Here is a 15,571-nt window from a genome sequence, read left to right as displayed (position 1 = left end):
CGACGGTGGCGGCGGGCGCGCGTCACACGTTGCGGGTGAATTCGCGGTCGGTGCTCACACCTTCCGGCCGACCGCGCCGTACAGCGACACCTTCTTGTCGTGGTCGGCGGGATGTTCGATGCCCTTCTGCCGCCACCGGTGAATCACCTCGACACCCGGTTCGACGAGTTCGAGGCCGTCGAAGAAGCGGGCGACCTCCTCGCGGCTGCGCGGGCGCACCGGAATGCCCTGATCCGAATACACCCGCAGCAGCCGGCCCATCCCGTCGGGATCGTTGGCGCCGCTGTCGAAATCCGTCGTGACATGGCTCATCGCGAGATACGAGCCGGGAGCCAGCGCGTCCATCAGCGTGTTCACCATGGCGTAGACGTCGCCGGGGACGAAATGGACCACCGCCATCAGCGAAATCGCCACCGGTTGCGACAGATCCAGAGTGTCGCGCAGTTCGCGGGAGCCGAGGATCGCCTCGGGATTCGCGGCGTCGGCCTGCACATAGGTGGTGCGGCCTTCGGGCGCGCTCACCAGCAGGGCCCGCGCGTGCGCGAGCACGATCGGATCGTTGTCGACGTACACCACCCGCGATTCACACGCCTGTTCCTGCGCGACCTGGTGCAGATTGGGTTCGGTCGGGATGCCGGTGCCGATGTCGAGGAACTGGCGCACGCCCTGCTCGGCGAGATAACGCGTCGCGGTGCGCATGAATTCGCGGTTGGTGCGTGCGGTCAGGCGGACCGCCGGGAAGTTCGCGAGAGCGGTCTCGGCGGCGCGGCGGTCGGCCTCGTAGTGGTCCTTGCCGCCGAGAAAGTAGTCGTACATACGGGCGGGGTGTGCCACATCGGTGCGGAGGTCGACCGGATGATCGGACACGGGAAGGCTCCTCGCGGGTTGGGAACGTATCGCCGATGTATAGCGCATACGGGCCAATTCGGCAGCGGGACCGCGTAATTCGTGCGCGATCAGGCCGGGGCGGAGTCGTCGGGCGGAAGCCGGGGCGACCGCGTGTCCGGCCCGGCGTCGTGCGCCGGGCCGATGCGCGGATCGGCGAAGATCTCGGCGGTATCCGAGACCGCCGCCGCCCGCGTCGCGGCCGCATCGCTCACTCGCAGCGCGTACAGGTGCTGGTCCGGGTCCACTGCGACGAGGCCGTAGTCGAGGTCGACCTCGGCCTCCGTGAGATGCAGTTCGCGCAGCGCCGCCGCCAATGTGGGGTCGGTGGCGAGCCGGACGGTGAGCAGCGGCATGGTTCCACGCTACGCGCGGATCTCGGTGTTCTTCAGCTCCGCCAGCAGGGCGGCGGCGTCGACCACACCGAATCCGTAGTCGTAGTCGAATCCGCCGGGCTGCGCGGTCGCGGTGCGCCGCAACAGATCTCGCAGCTGCGCCGGGGCCAGTTTGCTCGCCGGGTAGACGGTCCGGATCGCCGCGACCAGTCCGGCGGCGACCGGGCAGGCGGCCGACGTGCCGGTGTCGGGTTCCTTCGCGCCGAACACCGTGGACCCGAGGAAGTGGGTGTAGCTGCAGATGTCGGGTTTGCGATCGGACAGCCGGCCCGGCCCCTGCGAGGAGTAGCCGACGCGTTGCCCCTTGGTGTCCGCGCCGCCGATGCTCAGCACGCTCGGATGTGAGTTCGCGCCGCCGATCGGCCGATCCCGGTACGCGCACCGCGAATCGGGGCAGTCGCGGCCGCAGTTGCCGGCGGCGAACAGGATGTCGGCGCCGGCCGATTCGAGCGAGCCGACGATCACGTTGAACGGATGGGACGGATTGTCGGAGTAGTTGCCGGGCTGCCCCACCGGGAAGTCCCAGTCCGGTGAGAACGCGCCCCAGCTGTTGCTGATCACCAGCGTGCGGGTGGCCTCCGGCTGATCGGTGAGCACGGTGCGCAGATGGGCGTAGGCGGCCAGCGCGTCCGAGAGCAGCCCGTCCATGGTGGAGCCGCCGCGAGTCTTGCTCTGCAGCACCGGTATATCGAGCAGGGTGGCGTTCGGCGCGCCGATCAGGGTGTCGAACGCGCACATCGATCCGTGGTCGACCGGGAACTGTCCGGCCGTGCCGCTCACCCCCGGCGGATTCCAGCTGCGCGCGGTATCGACGGTCACCGGCCCGCCGCGCGCCTGCTGGACCCGGGCGGCGTTGATCCCGGTGTCGACGATCGCCACCGCGACGGATTTTCCGTCCATTCCCGCGGCGGCCAGATCGCCGGTGTGCAAGAGGGTTTGGACGTCGTGCCAGGTGCCGACCGCCGGATCGCCGCCGCAGGTGAGGTTCGTCTCGATCCGCGGGTCGGCGAAAACGCCTGCCACGCCGCGGGTTCCGGTCAGTCGCGCCACCGTCGCGTCGAGGTCGGCGTCGGGGATCTGTCCGCGCACCACCACCGAACCCGCGCCCGCCTGTTCGGCGGCCACCGTATCCGGGACGGACAGCGGGGCGAAGTCGTGGTCGAGGTCGAACCCGGGCAAATCCCCGGCGACATCGGCGGGGGTCACCGCGACGGCCGGATCGGCAACTGCGGCAATCAGATCGGCGGAGGGACGGAGTTGGATGAGTGCGCGCATACCTGCCATCCTGCCGCCAATTGCCGCGGATTTCCCGCCTATCGCCGGAACGGACTGTGCACCGGGTCAGCGCGCGGCCGACACCACGTCCACGAGTGCTCGCACGGCACGAGCACAGTCGTCGCGGGTGTAGCCGAGCAGACGCACCTCGCCGGCATCCGGTTCGTAGGCCAGAGTGTTGCCGCGGCCCTGGATGATCGAGGCGTCCGGCTGCAATCGATGCTGCTCGTCGCGCTCGGCGATGATTCGACCGCCGCCGGCGGCATCGACGAGCATCTGGAAGAACTCACGATAGGACAGGTTCTGATCGCCGACGAGATAGGCCGCACCCGGCTCACCGCGCACCAGCGCGCCCCGAATCGCTTGTGCGAGTGAGGCGGCGGACATGTAGTTGGTGCCGCCGGGCGGTGCGAAGTCGGGGATGTCGGGTTCGTTCCCGGTCGCCCAGGACACCATTCGCCGATACCGGCGAGCCGACGGTCCGGGCACGGCACCGATGATCGACGGCGGATTGAGGGTGCACGCGGCGAACGAGTCGTCGGCGAGCGCGCGAACGCCTTCATCGGCGGCTTTGCGGGCCGCGATGTACGGATTGTGCTCGGCGAGGTCGGGGCGCAGCTGGTGGTAGTAGCTGCCGACCTGCACGAAGCGCGGCACGCCGGCCCGCTTGGCCAGTGCCGCGAAACGGGGTACGCCGACGCTCTGGGCGGTCTCCCAGAACTGCCGGGTGTCGTCTTCGGAAGTCTTGTGCCGCACGTCCTGCCCCGCGGCGAACACGATGCCGTCGAAGTGTTCCAGTTGTGCCGGGGTGAAGGTGGGCACCGTGTAATCGCCCAGCAGCAGCGGAAATTCGGCGACCGGTGATTCGGCCGATATCGGGCCGCGACCCGCGACGGTGACGTCGTCACCGTGTTCGCGCAGGTGCAGCGCGGCATGCACGCCGATCATGCCGGTCCCGCCGACGATCAGGATCTTCATGGACAGACATCTCTCGCTCGGGGACAGGGACGATCGTTTCCGGTCGCTCGTCAGCGTGGCCGGGGAACCCGCTTGTCGATGAACAAACCCTCCACCGAGACGCAGAGCGTGCCGTCGGCGGTGTGGATCGCGCCGGCCGAATTGATCTTGCGGCCGTCCTCCGACACCATCCGGCCGCTGACCGTGAGCGGCGCGAACAGAGGAGTCGGTCGGTGATACCGCACATTCAGTTGCGCCGTCGCGCCGCTGCGTCCCGACCAGGCGTTCGCCACCCCGAGCGTGTGGTCGAGCAACAGTGCCGCCACTCCCCCGTGCACATGTCCCGGCGGTCCCTGATACGGAAGCGTCAGGGTCACGACACCCTCCACCGATCCGTCTGCGCGGCCGATGAGCGCGAGAGGCGGTGCGATCGCATTCTCCGGTCCGGTGACCGGGTCGTGGCGGGTCACACCCTCACCGCGCCACATATCGATCAGCCGTTCCGCGACCACCGGGGCGTGCTGCTCGAGGTGGTCGGCGATGCTGTCGAGTTCCTCGGCGACCCGGTCGAGATTCGCATTCGCCCGATCGGTGCGCAGCAGCGCGTCGATCACCCGCCGCGCCGCGGCTGTCGCGCGGTCGACCGGGACGTCCTGCTGCTTTGACGTGAGGACGATGTCGGCAGGCGAATCGCGCACTGTGGGAACGCTTTCCGGTTCCGGTTCGGCCGACGTCATCGAATCCATCGTGGTTCTCCTCTGCCGTTCGCGGGTGTCGCGATACGTCGTTCGCACGTTAGCGGTGTCGACCGATCGGATGACCGGCGAGGTCCCACCCACCGGAAAGCTCTGGTCCCGCGCCGGGTCGAGCGGCGAGGATGGGAGCGTGGAATCCCCGGACCGACTTGCCGTCACCGCACTCGCGGCGGGATATGCGCGCGCCGTCGACCGCCGCGACAGTGCGGCGCTCACCGCGCTGTTCGCTCCCGACGCGGTCCTCGTGTTGCCCCCTGTGCTGAACGGGACGGAGCAGGCCGTCGAGCTGGTGGGCAGGCAGAGCGTGGTTTCGTCGGTGGTGAACTCGGTGTCTCGTTTCGTGCTGACCCGGCACGTCGTGGAACAGCTCGTGCTCGAGCCGATTTCGGGCGACCGCATGCGGGGTGAGGTTTATGGCACGGCACACCACATCTCGCGGCGGGCAGACGGCTACCGGGACCGGCGGGTCGCCATCCGTTATCAGGACACCTTCGCCCGCTCGGGGGAAAACTGGTTGTTCTCGCGGCGGGAACTGGTGGTCGACTTCATCGAGGATGTCGCGGTTCGCGTGCCGGAGGCGTCCGGCGCCGAGAACGCGGGTCCGGCCTAACCGCGGCCCGCGTTGCGAGCGGTCCCGCGGTGGGCGGGCACCGTGGTGGGGTCTTCGGGCCAGGCGTGTTTGGGGTAGCGGCCGCGTAGCTCCGCGCGGACGCGAGGCCAGCCGGTGCGCCAGAACGAGGCGAGATCCGCGGTCACCGCGACCGGACGCTGAGCGGGTGAGAGCAGATGCAGCACGATCGGGACGCGACCGTCGGCCAGGCGCGGTGCGTCCGTCCAGCCGAAGATCTCCTGCACCTTGATCGCCAGTACCGGCGGATCGGCGGAGTAGTCGATGGGGGGGTGGCTGCCGGACGGGACCGGCACACGTTCCGGTGCCAGTTCGTCCATGCGCGCCGCATCCGGCCAGGGCAGCAGGCGACGCATGGCTTGCGCGGTGTCGATGCGTTCGAGGTCGGTGCGGCGGCGCGCACCGGCGAGTTCGGGGCCGAGCCAGGTGTCGGCGCCGGCGAGCAGTGCCTCGTCGTCGACCGCCGGCCACGGGTCGCCGAGGGTGCGGTGCAGGAAGTCGAGGCGCTGACGCAGGGCGGTGGCCTCCGCGGGCCAGGACAGCAGGCCGAGTCCGGACGAGGTCAGCCCGCGGCGCACGGCGGCGGCGAGCAAACTCGGGTCCGGGTCGCGAAGTGCCTTCTCCGACAAGGTGATCGCACCCAGCCGTTCGATGCGCCGCGCCACCACATCGCCGTCGGCCCACTCGACCTCGTCGACGGTCGTCAGCAGATCCGCCGCGGCGCGGCGAGCGAGGCGTTCGTCCGCGACCGCGGCCAGCCGGATGTAGCCCTCGGAACGACCGGGGTCGCGAGTGGCGACGCCGACCGCCAGCCATTCCGGATCGCCGGTCCCGGAGCCGGGCGGCAGCGTGACCGCGGTACCGCCGGCCATGAGATAGCTCGCCGAGCCCGCGGCGCGCCGCCGCGCGAGTCGCTCCGGATATGCCAGCGCCACCACATAAGCGGGATCGTCGGTGCCCTCCGGCCCGTCGACCGTTCGGGCCAGCCGCTCGGCCTCGCGTCGCCAGCGCGCCGGCTGCTCGCGGCGGAGCCGACGCAGGCCGGCCGTGAGATCGACGCCCGAGACCAGGGTGTCGTCGTCGAGGACGGCGACGACTTCCGCCGCCGTTCGTGCTCCCACTTCGGCCGCTCCGTCGAGCAACGCGCGTGCCAGTCGCGGGTGCAGCCCGATGCGGGCCATCCGTCGCCCGCGCTCGGTCACCGCGCCGTCGGCGTTCACGGCTCCCAACGCCTGCAGCACATTCCGGCCCGCGGTCAGCCCACCGGCCGGCGGTGGATCCCACCAACTGAGCCCCTGCCCGTCCGCCGTGCCCCAGCAGGCCAGTTCCAAGGCCAGCCGGGTCAGATCCGCGGTGCGGATCTCCGGCTCGGGATAGGCGGGCAGGGTGGCGTGCTCGTGCTCCGGCCAGCATCGCCACACCCGGCCCGGTGCCTCGCGCCCGGCCCGCCCGGCCCGTTGGTCGGCGACGGCCGCCGAGACACGGACCGTGGCCAACCCGGACAGTCCGCGTGCCCGATCGATGCGTGGCACTCGTGCCAGGCCCGAATCGACCACGGCACGCACGCCGGGCACCGTCAGGCTCGACTCCGCCACCGCCGTGGCGAGCACCACGCGCCGCCGCGGTCCGGCACGCAACGCCGTGTCCTGGCTCGCCGCGCTCAGTCTGCCGTGCAGCGCGACGATATCCACGTCGTCCTGGTCGTTCAGAAGTGCTGCGACTCTTCGAATTTCGGCCGCACCGGGCAGGAATACCAGGATGTCGCCCGCGGTTTCGGCCAGCGCGGTTCGGGTGGCGCGTGCGACCTGCGCGTCGATGCGCTCCCGGGGCAAGGGCGAGAGGTATGTCGTGTCCACGGGAAAGGTCTGCGCTTCGACCCGCACCACCGGCGCCGCGTCTTCGGTACTCAGCAGGGCCGAAAGCCGTTCGGCGGCAACCGTGGCCGAGGTGGCGAGGACACGCAGGTCGGGCCGCAATCCGGCCCGGGCGTCCAGCAGCAGCGCCAACAGCAGATCCGCGTCGAGATGGCGTTCGTGACATTCGTCGAGCACGACCACGTCCACCCCCGCCAACTCCGGATCGTCCTGCAGGCGGCGCACCAGCAAGCCGGAGGTCACGACCTCGACGCGGGTCCGCCGTCCGACTCGTCGATCGCCACGGACCGAGTAACCCACGGTTTCGCCCACCTGCTCGCCGAGCAGCGCGGCCATCCGCGCGGCCGCGGCCCGGGCTGCCAGCCGCCGTGGCTCGGCTACCAGCACCCGACCAGGGTTGTTCTGCGCCAGCGCCAACGGCACCAGCGTCGTCTTCCCGGTGCCCGGCGGCGCGACCAGGACCGCGGTCTGCCGGTCGGCCAACGTCGCGACCAGATGGCCGAGGACGGCCCGGACCGGCAGATCGGGAAGTTCGAGTCCGGTCACCGCAGCCCCAGCGTGCGCATCGCGGTGTCTCGCGCGGCGCCGCGGTCGGTCTTGCCGCCCGGGCCGAGCCGGAGCCGAGCCACCGCCACGACATATTCGGGCGTGTATTCCTTGGTGACCCCGCGAGATTCGAGCCGGGCCGACAGGTCCGCCGCGTCCAGGGTCGCGCCGTCGGCGAGAACGACCACGGCACAGACGCGTTCGCCGTAGACGTCGTCGGGAACACCGACGACGGCGACGTCGGTGACCGACTCGTGCTCGCGCACGAGTTCCTCGATTTCGGTGATCGATACGTTCTTGCCGCCCCGGATGACGAAATCCGATGTCCGCCCGACCACCCGGACCCGGTCGGTCTCGTCGATCTCCACGATGTCGCCGAGCAGTGTCCACCCGTCGGGCGTGTACAACTCGGCATCGGCGGCCGGATCGTCCCAGTAGCCCGCCGAGACCAGCGGCCCGCGCACCGCAGGCCGGCCTCGCCGCACCTCACCGTCCACATCGGCGCCGACCTCGTCGAGCACGCGGACGTTCATCATGGGGAGTGTGCGGCCGCAGGTGCGCAGCCTGGTGTCGGTATCGTCGTCGAGGGTGGTCCGGCTCACCGCGCCGCTCTCGTTGGAGCCGTAGAACTGCAGGACCTTGGCGCCGGTTCGTTCCTCGAACGCGCGGGCATCGCGATACGGCACGGGCTCCCCGCCGGTGTACAGCACCCGCAGGCTGGACATGTCATGGCGTTCGAGCGTTCCGGAACGCAACAGCATCTTGAATTGTGTACTGACACAGCACAATACGGTGACGTGCTCACGCTCGATGAGCATCGCGGTCTCCTCGGCGTCGAAGCGGGCGGTGACGACGACCGGGATGCCCAGCAGTGCGGGCAGGAAATGCGCCGACCAGAGGCCGAATCCGTACGGCGCCGGAACCACCGAGCAGATGACGTCCCGGGGACCGATCCGGGCACCCAGCATCGCTTCGCGTGCGAAGGCCGTCCATCGTCGTTCGGTGTGCGCGACGATCTTCGGTGTCCCGGTCGTTCCCGAGGTCGAGTTGAGAACGGAAACCTGCGACGGCGTGAAAGGCATACCGGCAGAAAGGTTCTCGTGCATCTGCTGTGCGCCGATGCGATGATGTTCGAGGGCGCCCGACTGCTCGTCGACCACCAGGACGTCACCCGGCATCACACCCTCGGCCTCCAGTTCCCGGACCAGCGTCTGCCAGGTTCTGCCGCGAATCTCGGGCACGGTGATCAGTGTCGACGCGTCGGTCCGGCGCATCACGTGCGCGATCTCGCGCACGCCCGACCGCACTCCGACAGCCGCGGCGATACGGCCCGCGCGCGAGCATCCGCACAGCGCCGCGTGGCCGGCGGCGGTATCCGGCAACAGCAGCGCGATCCGCGAACGCGGGCCGCCGGGAGTAGTACGCACCTCGTCGCGGATCGTGTCCGCCGACCGGTCGTATTCGCTCCAGCTGGTCGACCCGCCCACGGTGACGAAAGCCGCGTGATCCGGGATGTGCTGCGCCCAGAGGCGAACGATGTCGCCGATCGAGTGATCCGCGTAGGACTCCGGAGCGGTCGCGAAGCTGCCCGGGACGATCGAATCCGCCGCGCGATTCCCCATGACCACCTCACTCACCTACCGCCACCGATGCCGCGTCCCCAACCGTAACCGCCGCGCCCCGGCGCGCCGCGCAGCGGTCAGAAGATCGCGACCGGGGCGACCGGACTCCCGGTGGCGCCGACGAACGGTTCCGGCATCGCCGACAGCAGGAATTCGTAGCGGCCGTCCTCGGCGCACACCCGCGACAGGTCCTCGAGGTTCCAGTTCTGCCCCTGCAGCATGCCCATTTCGACCAGGTGCAGGGCATGTACCGCCAGCCACGGCCCGTCCGCCTCGGGCGGGCAGATCTCGAAGGTGAGCGTATCGGTGGCGACGGCGGCGACGTCGCGGGCGTGGAACCATTCCGGGCAACGCACCGACAACCCCGGCGACGGCGTCGCGTAGCCCTCGCGGTCACCGGCGAGGTAGAGCCGCATCTGTCCGGTGCGCACGAGCACCACATCTCCGGGCCGTACCTGCACCCGCGCCAGCGCGGCGGCGGCGTCGAGATCCTCCGGTGAGACGGCGTGATCGGCGGCCAGTCGATCGACTCCGCGGGCGTGCGCGACGTCGAGCAGCACTCCGCGCGATACCAGGTGGGGCACCTTCTCGATACCGCTGAACCGCGCACCGCGGTGGGCGGTGATCGAGTCGGCGGGACGGCCGTTGTAGAGGCGCCCGGCATAGGAGACATGTCCCAGGCCGTCCCAGTGCGTGCCCGCCTGCAACCCCATGGTGATCGAATCATCGCTGGTCGCAATCGTGCCGGGGCCGAACATCTCCCAGTTCAGGGCGACCATGGTGTGCAGCGGATTCACGCGCCCGGGCACGAGCCCGGTCTGCACGCCGCGCTGATGCAGCGGCAGCGCCAGCCCGACCCGCCGGCCCGTGCGCACGGTCGCCGCGGCGGCCCGTACCACCTCGTCGGTGACGAAGTTCAGGGTGCCGATTTCGTCGTCGGCGCCCCAGCGCCCCCAGTTGTTCACGCGCGCCGCGATCTCACGGAAGACAGACATGTCCGGCATGTGCGCACGGTACCGGCGGTTCCGTGGGGTGCCAATCCTCAACTCCCACTGAGCGAAACGACGACCAGGATCGCACCGCGGTCACTCGGCGGGCGGCCACACCGGAGTCGTGCGCCATGGACGCGCCTGCTCGAGTTGCGCCGCGACCTGCAGCAACAGATCTTCGCGACCGAACGCGGCGACCAGCTGGACACCGACCGGCATTCCGGCGCTGTCGATGCCCAGCGGAAGCGAGATCGCCGGTTGCCCGGTCACGTTGAACGGGCTCGTCATACCGCTGAACGACATCGCGTGCTCCCACAACGACGCCGGGTCGGTGGTGTCGAGCAGGCCCAGCGGCGCGACGACCGTCCCCAGCGTCGGTGTGAGCAGCAGATCGTGGTCCGCGAAGTAGCCGCCCAGCATGGTCGCGGCCGTTTCGAGGTCGCGCAGCGCACGGACATAATCCGCCGCGCTGTCCTGATTCGCGGCGTCATAGATCATCCGGGTCATCGGTTCGAGGTCGTCGTCGCGCAGGTCGCGGCCGAGCGCCGCCAGGCGCGCCTTCACCTCCACCGCGACCGGCACCGCCATCAGATACTGCAGCCCGCTCATGATTTCCTCGAAGGGAAAGTCCGGCGCCTCGTCCACGACGTCGTGGCCGAGGTCCGCGAGGACGCCGGCGATATCGCGTGTCGCCGCAACACAATCGGGATGTACCGCAGCGCCCGAAGGCAGCGTCGTCGCGATCCCGATGCGCAGGTGACCCGGATCGATACGCAGGGCGTCGACATAGCGCATCGACGGCGCGGCGATCACGTACGGATCGCCGGGGACGGCGCCGGCGCCGATATCCAGCAATATCGCCGTATCGCGCACACTGCGGGTGAGGGCGTGGTTGACGGTCATCGGCACGGCCAGCAAATTCCGTGCCGGATATGCCGGCACCCGGCCGCGGCTGGGTTTGAGGCCCACCAGACCGCACGACGAGGCGGGGATGCGGATGGATCCACCGCCGTCGCTGGCCTGACCGGCGGGCACGATTCCCGCGGCCACCGCCGCCGCCGAACCACCCGAGGAACCGCCGGCGGAATGGTCGAGGCGATGCGGATTGCGCGTCGGCCCGAACAGCACCGGTTCCGTGCTCGCGTTCAACCCGAACTCCGGCGCGTTGGTTTTGCCGATGATCACCATGCCGGCGCGCCGATACCGTTGCACCAGTTCGGAATCCGCGGTGGCGACGGCATCGGCGAACAGGCGGGAACCGTTGGTCGTCGGCAGCCCCGCGACATCCATGTGCAGATCCTTGATCACGAACGGAATCCCGCGCAGCGGCCCATCGGGTAACCCCGCGGCCACCTCCCGGCGCGCCTGGTCACCGCGTTCGCTCACCACCGCGTTGATCGCCGGATTGCGCTCCGCGAGCCGGCTCAGACTGACGTCGAGGACCTCCTCGGCCGACACGTCGCCGGCCTCGATCGCCGCGGCCAGTCCCGTCATGTCGGTGTTGTCGAACAGATCCCGCATCGAAGCCCCTATCAGTCGTGCCGTCACGAGAATCGCGAGATTCGTCCTACCAACCGACGGGTGCGGGGCGGACCGGCATTCCGCCTACCGGGATGTGCCGCGCCGGGTCGACAGGTGCCGACGGTTCCACCGGCGCGGCGCGGCGGGCTATGGTGTGAGGCGATGTCTACCGGGACGGCTTCGCGCCACACACGGATGGGTTACCCGGTGCTCTTCTGAGCGCCGTGCGGGCCGGTACGGGCTCGCGTATCGACCGGGCTCGCCGTGGTGTCGCCCGGGCTCCGCCTTCGTCGTATCGATCACGAAAACTCGACTACGACAGAAGGATTCGACAATGACTGCAACGCACGGTATATCGGTCGACGTGCGGACACCCGACGGTGTCGCCGACGCCTACCTCACCTCCCCTGCCGACGGCGCCGCCCATCCCGGAGTACTGGTGATCCAGGACGGGTTCGGGCTGCGGCCCAGCCTGCGGGCGCTGGCCGACCGGATCGCCGCCGGCGGCTACACCGTCCTGCTTCCCAACGCCTACTACCGCCACGGGCGCGCACCCGTCATCGAGTTGCCGGACTTCATCGACCCGGCGCAGCGACCCGAGATCTTCCAGCAGGTCTTCCCCATGATCCGTGACCTGACACCGGAGCTCTGGCGCTCCGATGCCGGCGCCTACCTCGACTGGCTCGCGGTCTCGCCGCAGGTCACCGCGGGCAAGGCTGGAGTCACCGGCTATTGCATGGGTGCCCGCCTGGCCGTGCTGACCGCCGCCATGTTCCCCGATCGGATCGCGGCGGCGGCCGGATTCCACGGCGGACCGCTCGTCACCGACACCGCCGACAGCCCGCACCGCAGCATCGGAAACATCACGGGCGAACTGTATTTCGCCCACGCCGGCGAGGACGACCACATGACCGCCGAACATATCGGCGCGTTCGACAAGGCGCTCGCCGACGCCGGCATTCGCCACCGCACCGAGGTCTACGCGGGCGCCCACCACGGGTTCACCCAGGCCGACACCTCCGTCTACGACCCCGAAGCCGCCGAACGGCACTACCGCGAACTCCTGGCCCTGTTCGACCGCACCCTGAGTCGGTAGGTCGGGGCGGCGGGCACGGCCCCATGACCGGGCACGACGCCGGATCGATGGGGCCGAGCGCCCGGGCTCGGCCGCGCGGCGGAGACGCCGACTACCCCGAGCCCGGCTGTCGCCTCCGTACACCCATCTGGCGGCTACTTGGGTGCGACCAGCTCCAAGGCGATATTGTCCGGATCCCGGAACTCCAGTATGTAACTGACACCGATGTCCTTGATGTCCTCATGCGCGACCCCGCACCCGTCCAGATGCGCTGCGGCGGCTTCCAATTCGTCGAGTGAGGCAACAGGGAAAGCGAGGTGGTCGAGACCGACGCGATTCTCGTCGAACCGGTCGTTGCCCACGGGCCGCAGGCCGAGCAACCCGTGTTCCAACCGGTAGATCACCCCGCCGTAGAGAAAACCGAGGCGCTCGCGCGTCTCCTGATCCGCATCGGCCGGAACCTCCAGCGCCACAGGCCAGCCGAAAACCTTGTCGTAGAAGTCTCGCGAGCGGCCGATATCGCACACCGTGAGACGGACGTGAGCAATGGATCCCGTAGCAATCGCCATGTCGAACATGCTTGCACGCCGTTTCCGTTTCCATACCCGCAGGTTCCCGGCAAACGACCGGCCTGCGACGCCTTGGCCCTCGACGTCACGGATCGACAACTGGCACTGCAGCACTAATCCGGGGGCAGATTCCTCGCTCGCGGCAGATCCTCGCCAAAGTGATCTCGGACCTGCACCCGTGCCCGGCATGCAACCGAAGGTTGAACAGCAGTGGAGGAACATTCTCCGGCCTCCGGGCGTCCACGTCCACCACATACGGGCACACCGTCGATCGGGCGTTGTCCGCCGCCGTGACCTGCTCCGGGCAATCGGTGCCGGAGCCGACGGGGCCACCCCACCGCCGCGCGAACGCCTCCACCGCCACGAACTCGCCTTCATCCCGAAGGGCCCGGCCCGCAACGAGTTCCGCCTCGAACCGCGCCGGGTCGAGCCGTGCCACGGCCGAAACCATCGCCCTGGCACTCCGTGCGATGCTCCGCTTGTCGCCGACCACCGTCCACGCACACAACCGCGGTGCATGAACAACCCACCGCGGGCCACAGCAATGCACCCTGATCAGAAAGTGCCGCACCGCTCCTCCTGAGGCGAACCCATCAGTCGAACCCATTGGTAAGCAACCCGGAGCCGGGACGAGACACCTGCTCCGGGCGGCTGAAGACGACGGTAGGAACGGCAAGCGCTCCGATCCAGGGCCATGCACGAGTATGCTCGAAATGCATCGAAACTGGTCAATGCCTTCATTTTTCGGCCACGATGATCCCTGACGGAGCATGAATCCGCATAATTCGATCGGAGGCTCAGACATGCGGTTGACATTTCTCGGCAAGGGCGGCTCGGAGGGTGGCGGCTGCCCGGCCCTGTTCGCGACCGACAGAGGAAGCTACGTCGTACAGGGCTGGAAGACGGGCATACCCGGAATGGTCGAAATACCGCATCTACTCGCCGGCTTCGCCGAGCCCGATACATACATCGGCGCCAAGCTCCACGACACAGGCAGGGGAACATTCACCCTGAGCGGTGAGGCGGTGACCGATGCCGAAGCCCTCGCTCAGATGGACATCCGCACCGACGAAACCTGCATCGAAGTACCGAAGCCAGGAAGGACGTTCTACGGCAATGGAATTAGTGCAGGGTGAGGCGTTCGACGACCTCTTCCGCCGGGCGCAGCGTGAAGCGTTCCACCTCGAGGTTCGCGACAATTACTATCCGGACGACTACCCCCCTTTGCGCCGGTTCCTCACCGGAGCCACTGATGATTTTCAGTGGTTCGAGCCGTGGCTCGATCATGTTCGGAACACCAAACGCAGAGGTGTAGCGGTCAACCGGGCGCGTGTGGTGACCGTTCCGCACAGCGACTACACCAGATACGCCAAATACGTTGCGCGCCTGAATGTCGAGGCGGGCGAGGATATCCGCTACCTGAGCAGGCACCGGATCGACCCGGAACTGCTGACGACGGACGATTGGTGGATGTTCGATGATTCGGTCGTGGCCTTCACGATCTTCGAACCGGGTATCGACGGCCGGTGGCTCGGCGGCGCCGTGACTACCGATCCGCAACTGGTCGCCTACATCCGGTCGGTCAAGGAACGTGTCTGGTCACTGGCAGTGCCGCTGGCGGATTACGACGAGTCGTGACCGATTCACTGGACCAGGCCAGCGAAGCTCTCGGGGCACGGCTCCGGGAGCTTCGCTCGGATGCGGGCCTTACCGGTACGGAACTGGCACGCCTCGCGGGCTGGCATCAAACCAAGGTCTCCAAGATCGAGTACGGCAAGACGAAACCGACCGAGACGGACATCCGTACCTGGTGCGTTCTCACCGCCTCGCAGGATCAGATACCGGAACTGACAGCCACACTTCGGAATCTCGAAGCCGCGTGGCTCGAATGGCGGCGTGTGCTCGGCACAGGAACGAAACTGCGTCAGCAAGCTTCGATCAAGTGGGAAGCGGAGACCGCCGTCTTGCGGGTCTACCACCCGTTTCTCGTCCCGGGCCTGCTCCAAACCGCCGAATACGCCGAGAACGTGCTGCGCAGCGTCGTCGAGTTCCAGCGAGTGCCGAACGATATCGAAGCGGGCGTTTCGAAACGTATGGAACGACAGCAGATTCTGTACCGGCGAAACCATCGGTTCCATTTCGTCATCGCGGAACAAGCACTGCGAACCACGGTCGGCGACAATCGGATCATGGTCGGTCAGCTGGACCGCCTGCTGGCCGTGATAGGTATGCCCCGCGTACTCGTCGGCATCGTTCCGGCGGAGGCATCATATGCCGTATCCATGACGAATTTCGCCCTGTTCGACGACAAACGCGTGATGGTGGAAACCGTCACAGCCGAATTGACCATCACGCAACCGAGGGAAATCGCCCAGTACGGCCGCGCGTTCGACATTCTCGCGGGTCAGTCCGTAACCAGCAGTGCGGCACGGGCACTCATTCGCAAAGCACTGGAGTCGCGGCGCACATAGAGAAGGGGG

General features: G+C 68.5%; 15 protein-coding genes. 5 read left to right on the top strand and 10 right to left on the bottom strand.

Translation table 11 applies throughout. From position 1 onward, the window contains the following. Positions 1–54: 54 nt before the first annotated feature. The 5 genes from AC5592_RS03250 to AC5592_RS03230 form a co-directional block, all read right to left on the bottom strand. Positions 55–867: an SAM-dependent methyltransferase gene (locus AC5592_RS03250; protein WP_232329169.1), complete on the bottom strand. Its 813-nt coding sequence runs from the start codon at positions 865–867 to the stop codon at positions 55–57. 89 nt (positions 868–956) lie between these two features. Then, the gene (locus tag AC5592_RS03245; RefSeq protein ID WP_063820370.1) at positions 957–1,241 is read right to left on the bottom strand and encodes a hypothetical protein; all 285 of its coding nucleotides are present in this window, start codon (positions 1,239–1,241) and stop codon (positions 957–959) included. Positions 1,242–1,250: 9 nt separating this feature from the next. Next, entirely contained in the window at positions 1,251–2,555 is a 1,305-nt protein-coding gene (locus tag AC5592_RS03240; protein ID WP_036501380.1) for a S8 family serine peptidase, read from the bottom strand. A 66-nt stretch (positions 2,556–2,621) separates the two neighbouring features. Continuing rightward, positions 2,622–3,533 (bottom strand): NAD-dependent epimerase/dehydratase family protein, encoded by a 912-nt coding sequence (locus tag AC5592_RS03235; RefSeq protein WP_063063328.1) that lies wholly within the window; start codon positions 3,531–3,533, stop codon positions 2,622–2,624. Positions 3,534–3,583: 50 nt separating this feature from the next. Further along, positions 3,584–4,249, bottom strand: a complete 666-nt coding sequence (locus tag AC5592_RS03230) for a PaaI family thioesterase (protein ID WP_063063327.1) — start codon at positions 4,247–4,249, stop codon at positions 3,584–3,586. Between the two features lie 148 nt (positions 4,250–4,397). Between AC5592_RS03230 and AC5592_RS03225 the strand changes: the two genes are divergently transcribed. Further along, positions 4,398–4,877 (top strand): nuclear transport factor 2 family protein, encoded by a 480-nt coding sequence (locus tag AC5592_RS03225; protein WP_063063523.1) that lies wholly within the window; start codon positions 4,398–4,400, stop codon positions 4,875–4,877. Here AC5592_RS03225 and hrpB read toward each other — a convergent pair. From hrpB to AC5592_RS03205, 4 genes are all read right to left on the bottom strand, one after another. Further along, on the bottom strand, positions 4,874–7,315 hold the full coding sequence (hrpB, locus tag AC5592_RS03220; RefSeq protein WP_063063326.1) for an ATP-dependent helicase HrpB: 2,442 nt from the start codon (positions 7,313–7,315) through the stop codon (positions 4,874–4,876). The two genes, AC5592_RS03225 and hrpB, sit on opposite strands and share 4 nt — an antisense overlap. After that, positions 7,312–8,952 (bottom strand): class I adenylate-forming enzyme family protein, encoded by a 1,641-nt coding sequence (locus tag AC5592_RS03215; RefSeq protein ID WP_232329168.1) that lies wholly within the window; start codon positions 8,950–8,952, stop codon positions 7,312–7,314. The genes hrpB and AC5592_RS03215 overlap by 4 nt, the downstream gene beginning before the upstream one ends. 62 nt (positions 8,953–9,014) lie before the next feature. Continuing rightward, on the bottom strand, positions 9,015–9,941 hold the full coding sequence (locus AC5592_RS03210) for a cyclase family protein (RefSeq protein WP_036501372.1): 927 nt from the start codon (positions 9,939–9,941) through the stop codon (positions 9,015–9,017). A gap of 81 nt (positions 9,942–10,022) precedes the next feature. Then, positions 10,023–11,447, bottom strand: coding sequence for an amidase (locus AC5592_RS03205; protein WP_036501371.1), 1,425 nt, complete (start codon positions 11,445–11,447; stop codon positions 10,023–10,025). A gap of 334 nt (positions 11,448–11,781) precedes the next feature. On the opposite strand from AC5592_RS03205, the gene AC5592_RS03200 reads away from it, so the two are divergent. Continuing rightward, on the top strand, positions 11,782–12,543 hold the full coding sequence (locus AC5592_RS03200) for a dienelactone hydrolase family protein (protein WP_063063324.1): 762 nt from the start codon (positions 11,782–11,784) through the stop codon (positions 12,541–12,543). A 134-nt stretch (positions 12,544–12,677) separates the two neighbouring features. Here AC5592_RS03200 and AC5592_RS03195 read toward each other — a convergent pair whose 3' ends face one another. Next, positions 12,678–13,091 carry a VOC family protein gene (locus AC5592_RS03195; RefSeq protein ID WP_063063522.1) on the bottom strand — a complete coding sequence of 138 codons (414 nt, stop codon included), beginning with the start codon at positions 13,089–13,091 and terminating at the stop codon, positions 12,678–12,680. Between the two features lie 803 nt (positions 13,092–13,894). Here AC5592_RS03195 and AC5592_RS03190 point away from each other — a divergent pair. From AC5592_RS03190 to AC5592_RS03180, 3 genes are read left to right on the top strand one after another with little or no spacing between them, the layout of a single operon-like run. Continuing rightward, positions 13,895–14,227 (top strand): hypothetical protein, encoded by a 333-nt coding sequence (locus AC5592_RS03190; protein ID WP_063063322.1) that lies wholly within the window; start codon positions 13,895–13,897, stop codon positions 14,225–14,227. Next, on the top strand, positions 14,208–14,729 hold the full coding sequence (locus tag AC5592_RS03185; RefSeq protein WP_036501363.1) for a DUF6879 family protein: 522 nt from the start codon (positions 14,208–14,210) through the stop codon (positions 14,727–14,729). Before AC5592_RS03190 ends, AC5592_RS03185 begins: the two co-directional genes overlap by 20 nt. Continuing rightward, positions 14,618–15,562: a helix-turn-helix domain-containing protein gene (locus AC5592_RS03180; protein ID WP_232329167.1), complete on the top strand. Its 945-nt coding sequence runs from the start codon at positions 14,618–14,620 to the stop codon at positions 15,560–15,562. The genes AC5592_RS03185 and AC5592_RS03180 overlap by 112 nt, the downstream gene beginning before the upstream one ends. Positions 15,563–15,571: the final 9 nt, after the last annotated feature.

The organism is Nocardia violaceofusca NBRC 14427 (assembly GCF_963869435.1).
Classification (GTDB): Bacteria; Actinomycetota; Actinomycetes; order Mycobacteriales; family Mycobacteriaceae; genus Nocardia; species Nocardia aobensis.
Note: the sequence above shows the minus strand (reverse complement) of the source record. Positions and strands in the feature narration are given on the sequence as shown.